This is a genomic window from Streptomyces sp. NPDC055140 (genome assembly GCF_053607285.1).
In genome coordinates, this window is record NZ_JBSGTG010000079.1 from 1 (window position 1) to 8586 (window position 8586).

Consider the following 8586-nt stretch of genomic DNA (forward strand, 5'->3'; position numbering starts at 1 on the left):
GTACGCGGCGACGCGCACCACCTCCGGCACCCGGCTGATCGTCGGCGACGTGCAAGGCAAGGGGATGACCGCGGTCAATGACGCCGCCCTGCTGCTCGGAGCGTTCCGCATCGCTGCCCACCGCCCGGCGAGCCTGGTCGAGCTGGTGTCCTACCTCGACCAAAGCGTGTGCTGGGACCTGACGGAGCCGGGCGAGACGGCCCGCTACGGAGAAACCTTCATCACCGCCACCATCCTGGACATCCCCGACCACGGCGGCCGGGTCCAGCTGGTCGCCTGCGGACACCCCCCGCCGGTCGTCCAGCGCAACGGCCGACCGACGACGATGGACACCCTTCATCCCGCACCTCCGCTGGGCCTGGGCGAACTGTCGCATCCGCGCTACCACGTCGACAGCTTCCAGTTCGAGGCGGGAGACCTTCTGCTGCTGTACACGGACGGCGTCACCGAGGCCCGCGACTCCACCGGTACCTTCTACCCGCTCGCCGAGCGCATCACCGGCTGGACCGAGAACGACCCAGACGCCTTCCTCGGTCGCTTGCGGCGCGACCTGCTGCACCACGTCGGCGGACACCTGAACGACGACGCCGCCATGATCGTCATAGAGCGCACGGCCACGCCCCGGGCCTGATCACTCGGCCTCCTCTTGCACCGCTCAAACTTCCATGGCACGCCCTGGTCGTTGTTCTGAGCGGCCGTGCGCCGGCCGGAATCTATTCGGCGTCGGGGTCGATGCCCTGAACCCGCGCGAGCACCCACGACAGCCGCTTCACGTCGCCCAGCTCGCCCTCGATCGAGTCGAGCCGGTGTGTGATGGACCGGTCGCCGGGAGACCCGCGCTGCTGCGCGGCGATGTCCCCCAGGTCCTGGCTGTACTGCGCGAGCGTGCGGCCGGTGCGGAACGCCTCGCGCGTGGCTTTATCCATGACTCGCGGCAGCGATTGTTCGCGGCCGCGGGAGGCACTCACTGTGCAGCAGCGTTGGTGTTCACGAGAACGGGAGGCAGCCCCGCTGACGCGCATGCATTGCTGTCCATCGTCGTGAATATCCGGGACGGCCGATGATCGGCAGTGCCTCCCGAACTGCTGACGAAACACTGCTCTTCGTCGCGTACAGAGCCAAATGGCTGCCCCGGCCATGGCGGTCCGGCCCGATCCGTGGCGGACCCGGGCGGGTGATTCTCCTGCGCGTACGCGGTCGCAGTCGTGGGAACGTCCGGGGCAAGCATCGTCGACCGTTTTCGATTGCTGAGCTGAGATCCTTCTCGGCGGCGTTCAGCGAGTTCTCAGCGGCGTCGTGAGAGAGTCGCCCCACACCGTTTCCCCGAGAGTCACAGCAACGATCGTCAGCATCGGGAAAATTTGCGAGAGAGATCATTGAATTAGTCAGACCGGTTAAGTGCGCCCCCGGGCGGGCCCAATAGTTAATGCCCCGCGCATGGATGCGTGTCGGGTTATTTGCCATGGCCAAATAGGAAGTCAAGAGACGCCATCATGGAAATCGACGTGTCCCGGTCCTCCAGAGTGGACCACTCGGCCAAGTACGTACTTCGCAAACTCCCGCACGTGACCGCGCTGTTCTGGGCGCTGAAGATCATTGCTGTGACTCTCGGAGAAACGGGAAGTGACGAGTTTGCGATTCAGCTCAAATTCGGTTACGTCGCCTGCGCGATCAGCTTCTTTGTTTTTTTCCTGGTCGTGGCCGGCTTCCAGTTGCGAGCCAAGAAATTCTATCCGTCAATCTTTTGGACGGTGATCTTCAGTACCAGTATCGCCGGCACTGCATTCTCGGATCTCATGGACCGCGGTATCGGCCATTCCGGCACCGTGACCAAGAATGGGATCGGTTACGGGCCAGGCGCGGTCATCCTCACCAGTCTCCTCGTGATCATCTTTCTGGTGTGGTGGCGTACCGGGCAGACCTATGACGTGGAGAAGATCGCCACGCTCAAGGGTGAAATTTTGTACTGGACCGCGATTCTCGTGTCCAACACCCTCGGCACCGCCAGCGGGGACTGGTTTGCCCACGGCACCGGCCTGGGATTTCGCAATGCCTTCTTCATCATCGCCGGAATCATGCTGGCGCTGCTCATCGCCCACTACGTGACCAACATCAACAGCATGGTGTTGTTCTGGCTGGCGTTCATCCTGACCCGCCCCTTGAGCGCCGCCGCCGGCGACTCGATCACCAAACCTGTCAGCGAGGGAGGACTCGGACTGGGCACGCTGTGGGGTTCGGTGGCCTTGGCAGGCGTGTTGGCCGCGTTGGTCGCCTATCAGACCTGGCAGATCCGCCGCCACCCGCTCGATCTGCTGCCGGCTCCGACCAACAGACTCACAGGAGAACCGCAGCGGCCCAACGGGCAGGTAGTCCTGGCCTACGGCCCGCACCCCGACCAGATGGTCGAGGCCTCAAAGAGGGCATCTCATTGAGGCTGTTCCATGGGCGTACGGGTCCGAGACCGGCAATTCAGCGCCGCGCGGTGGGTAGATGAACGATGAAGCGGGCGCCGGGAGCGTTGTCCTCGATGTGAGTGGTGCCGTGGTGGGCGGTGATGATGCCGTGGACGATGGCCAGGCCGAGTCCGCTGCCGCCAGTGTCCCTGGCGCGCGCGTTGTCGAGGCGGGTGAAGCGGTCGAAGACGCGCCGCCGGTCGGGCCCGGGGATGCCGGGCCCGTCATCGGCGACGACAAGCCGCGCGGTGCCGCCGCGGACGCCGAGGCTCACGTCGATCCGTCGGGTGGCGTAACGGATGGCGTTGTCCAGCAAGTTCCTTACGGCGTGGGCGAGAGCGTCGGTGTCGCCGTCCACCCGTGCAGCACTGACAGCATGTTGATCAATGGTGAGTTGTGTGCGGTGACGGGCCAAGCGAACCTCGGTGAAGACGATCTCGTCCAGGTCCACGGGGCGTCTGCACAGTCGGGGGCGGGCATCGAGACGGGCTAGTCTCACCAGGTCGTCGACGAGGCAGGAGAGCCGTTCGCTGTCCTCCACCAAGGCCGGGGTCAAAGTGCCCCAGTTGGCGGAGTCGGGATGCCGGGCGGCAACCTCAAGTTGCGTGTGCAGGCTGCTCAAAGGGCTGCGCAGCTCGTGGGCAGCGTCGGCGATGAACTGGCGCTGCTTTTGTGTGGACGCCTCCAGCCGGGCAAGCAGATCGTTGAGCGTGGTGGCCAACTGACCCAGTGCGTCGGCTGACGGCGGGACATCGAGACGGCGGCTGAGGTCGGAGGCCGTGATCTCGGCAGTTTGCGCGCGCAGCGCCTCCACCGGACGCAGGGCACGCTCAGTGAGCAGCCATGCGACGCCGGTGAGCGCGGTGACGCCCAGCTGCACGCCGACGGCCAGGCCCCTGGTCAGGTGGGCGACACTGTCGTCGACGTCCTCGGTAGCCACGGCGGCGTACACCGTCACCGGGTCGCTTCGGGTACCGGCGGGAATGGCCACGGCGCGCCATGTCGTTTTCTCCCCGTGGGGCAGGTGCTGCAGGCTGTGAGCATGTGGTTCGTCGGAGGAGGCCGAACGGAAGTGGAAGACTCTCTGCTGACCTTGCAGGTTCGGTGTGCTGGACCGAACGGTGCCGTTGCTGTCGATGACCTGAACGGCGACGTCACGCTCGCCGGATGTGGGCAGTGGGGCAGTGAGTTTGCCGGAGTCGATGATCTGCGCGATGGCTTGGGCCTGCTGCAGGGCGGCGAGGTCAAGTCCGCTGACGAGGCTGCTGCGCAGCCAGGCGACCAGCACCAGGGCGGCGCCCGCGAGCCCTAAGGTGATCACGAAGGCTGCCCCAGCGGTCAGCCGCAGTCGCAGCGATCGGCGGGCCCACCAGGCCCGGACACGGGAGGTCATCGCGTCATCTGCCGGTGCCGGTGCCGGTGCTGCGCAGTCGGTAGCCGGCTCCGCGGAGGGTCTCGATCGTGTGGCGGCCGAAGGGGGCGTCGATCTTGCGTCGCAGGTAGCCGACGTAGACCTCGACAATGTTGATGTCGCCGTCGAAGTTTTCGTCCCATACGTGCGTGAGGATGTCGGTCTTGGTGACCACCTCGTCGCGATGACGGAGCAGGAATTCCAGCAGCGTGAACTCCCGGGCCGTCAGAGTAATCTCCCGTCCCGCACGGCGACATCGGCGGGAGGCGGGGTCCAAGGTGAGGTCGTCGGCGGTGAGGACGGCGGGCCTGACCGGCGCCCCCCGGCGCAGCAGGGCCCGCAAATGGGCGACGAGCACCACGTAGGAAAACGGTTTGCGCAGGTAGTCGTCGGCCCCGAGGTCGAGGGCGTCCGCCTCGTCGTACTCGCCGTCCTTCGCGGTGAGCATCAGAACGGGGGCCCATACACCGGCCCTGCGTAGTCGCTTGAGGATCTCGTACCCGGACAGTCCGGGAAGCATGATGTCCAGCACGACGACGTCGTGCGTCTCATTGAGGGCACGCCAGAGCCCGTCAACACCGTCGAAGGCGACATCGGCGACGAAGCCCTCCCCGGCAAGGCCGTGAGCAAGGCTCGTGGCGAGCCCAGGTTCGTCCTCGACAACTAGCACTCGCATGATCGCCTCTCCAACCACTCTACGCCGCACCGTAGGGGCGGCTTGCTGAGAGGAGGCTGAGAGCGGGGCGGTCCTCAGCCCTCTCTCAGCAGCCCCGTTACAGGATGGGACACGCCCGGAGAGGGCAGCCGCATCCAGTGACAAGGACAGACACCATGACCAACGTCCGCCCCAGGCTCGCGCTGATCGCCGGCGCGGTGCTGCTGGCGGGCAGGCAGCGAGATCGCGATCGCCGGCACCCACACGACGGCCCCGGCCGGCGCGCCCACCGCCTCCGCCTCCACGCACTCCGACGACCGGGAGGACCACACCGGCGCGGACCGCGACCAAATCCAGCATGGCGACCCGAGCGCCCGCGACCACGGGCGGCAACTCCCGCGAACACGAGCGCTCCGGAGAGGCCCCGGAAAGCAGCCGCGAGGACGGATCAGGCGGCCATGCCGACTCCTCCAACACCGTCGATCACAAGTTCGTCGGAAAGGAGTGATCGAAGGGGCTGGCCGGGCGGGGCCAAGCCTGACCGGTCCCGGCGATCGACCTCAGCGGCCGCTGTCCGAACCTGGGCCTCGTCCGTCCGAGGCCGCCGTGTCAACCTGAAGGGAGTGGCCATGCTCACCGAGTGGGATCCGAACGGGCAGCCCCGTCGGACACTGATGGCGCAGCACCGTGACTCTTCCCGGCAAGTCGTTGTCGCGGTGCCAGCACAAGGGGCCGGTGTACGGGCCTGTCGCTGCTTCGCGGTCGACGTGCTGCGCCGCTGGGGACTTCCCTCAGAGCAACTAGACGCCGCCGTTCTCGTGGTCGACGAACTCGCCAGCAACGCCATGCAGCACGGGCACGCCGACATGACCTTGCTCCTGAGCCTCGGCCGGCAGTTCCTTCTGATCGGCGTCGCTGACTCCGGGGAGGGCGTCCCGCACCGCCGGCTACCTGCTGGCTTCGACCCGGATGAGCATGGCAGGGGCATGCACGTCGTGGCCTCACTGGCGCAGTGGACCGAAGTCCACCACAGCCCTCAAGGCCACGAGGTCCTCGCGGCACTGCCCATATCGTCCACGGTCAGAGCCAGCCGTCGGTCGCGATGTGTGATTCGCCCGCCCTCACAAGCCACCCATGAAACCTGGCCGCCTCCGTCGCGGCTGAAGCCAGCGGCTTGATGAGGTGGACGCTCTCGGCCTCATGGGGCCGCCGATGGAATGCGTCGAGGCCGCGGCAGCGTAGCCACCACAAGATCGCTTGCTCCGAGGGATCGATCCGTGATTGTGCCGAGACCGTGTCTGATCGACCTGGTGGGAGCAGGGATGGGAGAGACTGATGAGCAGGACTGTTGTGAGCAAGTTTCCCATTGTGGGCGCGCTGTTCTGGGCGATCAAGATCGTGGCAACCACGCTCGGTGAGTCGGTATCGAACTACGTGGCGATCACCCCGCTGAAGCTCGGCTACGCCGCCGCCGTATTCATTTTCCTGGCGGCATTCACACTCACGCTGATGATGCAGCTGAGAGCCGACCGGTTCCGGCCGGCGGTTTTCTGGTCGGTGATCCTGATGACCAGCATCGTCGGCACGGCGACGTCGGACTTCATGAACCGCACCGTCGGGCTCGGCTATACCGGTGGCGCGGCCGTGCTGACCAGCCTCCTGGTGATCGTACTGATCGGCTGGCGGGCGACCGGGCAGACCATGGACGTGGAACGGATCGCCACCACCAAGGCTGAGATCCTTTACTGGACCGCGACACTGCTGTCCAACACGCTGGGAACCTCCAGCGGTGACTTCCTGTCTCACAGCCTGGGACTCGGCTTTAGGGGCAGCGCGTTGCTGTTGTCCGCGACGATGCTGCTCATCCTCGCCGCCCACTATCTGACGCCGCTCTCGGGCACGGTGCTGTTCTGGACCGCCTATGTACTCACCCGCCCGCTTGGAGCGGTCGTGGAGAACGCCGTGGAGAAGCCCACAGCCCAGGGCGGGCTCGGGGTGGGGACCACGATCACTTCCGCCGCTCTGCTGGCCGTACTGCTGGTGCTGGTCGGCTACCAGATGCTCACCCACCGTCAGCAAACCGTTACGCTAGAGACCTCTCCTTCGTTCGACCCCCCACGCCGGCCCCCGAAATCGGCAGTCCAAAAGTGACGCTGCGGGCGTAACCCGAGACCGCAGTTTCTGGCTGCGACCGGCAATGGTGACCTGATCGGCTGCCGACGGGGTGTGCGGATCTTGAGCGTCCGGGCCCCTGTTCCGCAGCCAGTGAGGGTCAAGGGGCAGGCATGGCATCGCCAGCCTCGATGCGGCACGAGGTGGGGATCATCCGTGGTCGTGCAGTCGGCCGACCTCGTAGCCGCGCTGCTCGCAGGCGTCGAGGATGAGGGGAAGGGCGCCCAGAGCCGAGCGCCACGCACCCGGAGCCGAGGTGCAGTCAGAGTCGTGGAGCAGGATGGTGCCGCCGCCGTCCAGGTCGGACGTGACGGTGCGGTGGACGGACTCCGGTGTGGCGCGGGCAGTCCAGTCCTCGCCCCAGCAGGTCCAGAGCACCGGGGTGAGACCGAGGCGGTGGGCGGCCAGATGCGCTGCGGTCGACATGACGCCGTAAGGGGGCCGGAAGAGCGTGGGCCGGAGCCCTGTGATGTCGGCGACGGTGTCGCGGGCACGGGCGAAGTCGGCGTACGTGGCGCGCGGGCCGCGCAGCACCAGCGGGCGGTGCAGCCAGCCGTGGACGCCGATCTCGTGTCCCGCCGCGGCGATCTCGCGGACCAGGCCAGGCGAGCGTTGCGCCTCACGGCCCAGCAGGAAGAAGGTCGCCCGGATGTGGCGCTCGGCGAGGAGGCGCAGGAAGAGCGGGGTGGACAGCGGATCGGGGCCGTCGTCGAAGGTGAGGGCGATGTGATCGGGGCGGCCCCGGCCCGAGAGGCGGGGCATGGCGCGGTTGCGCAACGGCCCGAAGGTGGAGACGACAGGCGCGGCATGGGCCGTCACGAGGGCGGGCAGAGCGGCGAGGGCTGCTGTGAGGATCAGCCGGGCGGCGGTCACGAGTGGTGGCGTTCCGGGCGGGGCGCGTAGCCCGAAGGAGGGTCGTCCAGGTCGAGGCCGTGCCCGATGGCGTGGATCACGCCTGGGCGGTCGTACTCGGTGGCGACCCCCGTGCCGACCGCGCACGCCCATACGGCGCACGCCGCCGCAGTGGTGACGGCGAGCCGCCGCATCGCGGGGCGCCGCCGCCCCGCCGCGCGCCGCGGAGGCAGCCCCGCGCGGTGGACGCGTGCTGTCTCTGCGGCGGGTCCGCCGTCGGGCTCGGTGGCGAACAGGGCGAGGCCGGCCACGCGTTGGCGTAGTCCGAGCGGGCCGTCGATCAGGTCGCACAGCACGGCCTTGAGGCGGGCCGGGTCACGTATCCACACCGCCGCGCCGGCCTCCTCCAGCGCGGCGGCGTTGGCCAGCCCGTGACCCGGTATGCACCGGTAGCTCGCGACGGGCAGACCGGTGGCGAACGCCTCCAGGGAGCTCAGCCCGCCCGCGTTCTGGACCAGGACATCGGCGGCGTGCATCAGGGCAGGCATGTCGTCGACCCAGCCGTAGACGTGCTCGATGCCGTCCGCCCGCAACTGCCCGGCCAGCGCCTCGTTGCGGCCGCAGACGACCACGGGGACGGCGGCACCGCAGTCGCGCAGCTCCAGGGCGACCTGCCGGACCGGTCCGACGCCCCAGGAACCAGCGACCAGGAGCGCCAGCGGTGCCTGCTCCGGCAATCCGAAGCGGGTACGGGCCGCGACGCGCTCCCGCGCGCTGCCGGGACGGAATCGCGAATCCACCACCGGACCGCACACCCGGACGTCCCGCGCCCCGGCGGCGCGCGCCTGTCTGGCGGGCACTGAATGTGCGGCGAGATGGACGTCGACACCGTCCGCCACCCACAGCGGGTGCACGGAGAAGTCGGTGAGATATGTCAGGACGGGCACGGCCAGCCGCCCGCGGAGCCGCAGCCCGCCCAGGACACGGCTGGCTCCCGGATAGGTGGAGACGATCGCACCGGTGCCGGGGTGCAGCGTCTGCAG

At 67.8% G+C, this 8586-nt stretch carries 10 protein-coding genes; 5 read left to right on the forward strand and 5 right to left on the reverse strand.

Annotated features, from left to right (window positions below):
- A partial coding sequence (locus ACWFR4_RS46765; protein ID WP_453657832.1) for a PP2C family protein-serine/threonine phosphatase occupies window positions 1–631 on the forward strand: 631 nt, incomplete at its 5' end.
- Window positions 632–713: 82 nt separating this feature from the next.
- Here ACWFR4_RS46765 and ACWFR4_RS46770 read toward each other — a convergent pair.
- Complete coding sequence (locus tag ACWFR4_RS46770) at window positions 714–926, reverse strand: hypothetical protein (RefSeq protein WP_453657834.1); 213 nt, start codon at window positions 924–926, stop codon at window positions 714–716.
- A gap of 639 nt (window positions 927–1565) precedes the next feature.
- On the opposite strand from ACWFR4_RS46770, the gene ACWFR4_RS46775 reads away from it, so the two are divergent.
- On the forward strand, window positions 1566–2432 hold the full coding sequence (locus tag ACWFR4_RS46775) for a COG4705 family protein (protein ID WP_453657836.1): 867 nt from the start codon (window positions 1566–1568) through the stop codon (window positions 2430–2432).
- A gap of 37 nt (window positions 2433–2469) precedes the next feature.
- On the opposite strand, the gene ACWFR4_RS46780 is transcribed toward ACWFR4_RS46775, so the two are convergent.
- Window positions 2470–3846: a sensor histidine kinase gene (locus ACWFR4_RS46780; RefSeq protein WP_453657838.1), complete on the reverse strand. Its 1377-nt coding sequence runs from the start codon at window positions 3844–3846 to the stop codon at window positions 2470–2472.
- A 4-nt stretch (window positions 3847–3850) separates the two neighbouring features.
- A complete protein-coding gene (locus tag ACWFR4_RS46785; RefSeq protein ID WP_453657840.1) occupies window positions 3851–4540 on the reverse strand; it encodes a response regulator transcription factor in 690 nt (229 codons plus the stop codon).
- Between the two features lie 337 nt (window positions 4541–4877).
- On the opposite strand from ACWFR4_RS46785, the gene ACWFR4_RS46790 reads away from it, so the two are divergent.
- The 3 genes from ACWFR4_RS46790 to ACWFR4_RS46800 all read left to right on the forward strand — a co-directional run bounded on the left by ACWFR4_RS46790 (window position 4878) and on the right by ACWFR4_RS46800 (window position 6670).
- Window positions 4878–5027, forward strand: a complete 150-nt coding sequence (locus tag ACWFR4_RS46790) for a hypothetical protein (protein WP_453657842.1) — start codon at window positions 4878–4880, stop codon at window positions 5025–5027.
- Window positions 5028–5193: 166 nt separating this feature from the next.
- Window positions 5194–5697, forward strand: a complete 504-nt coding sequence (locus ACWFR4_RS46795) for an ATP-binding protein (RefSeq protein WP_453657850.1) — start codon at window positions 5194–5196, stop codon at window positions 5695–5697.
- 172 nt (window positions 5698–5869) lie between these two features.
- Window positions 5870–6670, forward strand: coding sequence for a COG4705 family protein (locus tag ACWFR4_RS46800; RefSeq protein WP_453657844.1), 801 nt, complete (start codon window positions 5870–5872; stop codon window positions 6668–6670).
- A 171-nt stretch (window positions 6671–6841) separates the two neighbouring features.
- On the opposite strand, the gene ACWFR4_RS46805 is transcribed toward ACWFR4_RS46800, so the two are convergent.
- Both ACWFR4_RS46805 and ACWFR4_RS46810 read right to left on the reverse strand, forming a co-directional pair.
- Window positions 6842–7564: a polysaccharide deacetylase family protein gene (locus ACWFR4_RS46805; RefSeq protein ID WP_453657846.1), complete on the reverse strand. Its 723-nt coding sequence runs from the start codon at window positions 7562–7564 to the stop codon at window positions 6842–6844.
- The coding region (locus tag ACWFR4_RS46810) for a glycosyltransferase (RefSeq protein ID WP_453657848.1) at window positions 7561–8586 on the reverse strand (1026 nt) is incomplete at its 5' end. The genes ACWFR4_RS46810 and ACWFR4_RS46805, both read right to left, overlap by 4 nt.

What these genes read in the sequence shown, in the direction of transcription:
- ACWFR4_RS46770 (WP_453657834.1), bottom strand. Translation starts at nt 926, where the DNA reads ATGGATAAAGCCACGCGCGAGGCGTTCCGCACCGGCCGCACGCTCGCG.
- ACWFR4_RS46780 (WP_453657838.1), bottom strand. Translation starts at nt 3,846, where the DNA reads ATGACCTCCCGTGTCCGGGCCTGGTGGGCCCGCCGATCGCTGCGACTG.
- ACWFR4_RS46785 (WP_453657840.1), bottom strand. Translation starts at nt 4,540, where the DNA reads ATGCGAGTGCTAGTTGTCGAGGACGAACCTGGGCTCGCCACGAGCCTT.
- ACWFR4_RS46790 (WP_453657842.1), top strand. Translation starts at nt 4,878, where the DNA reads ATGGCGACCCGAGCGCCCGCGACCACGGGCGGCAACTCCCGCGAACAC.
- ACWFR4_RS46795 (WP_453657850.1), top strand. Translation starts at nt 5,194, where the DNA reads ATGGCGCAGCACCGTGACTCTTCCCGGCAAGTCGTTGTCGCGGTGCCA.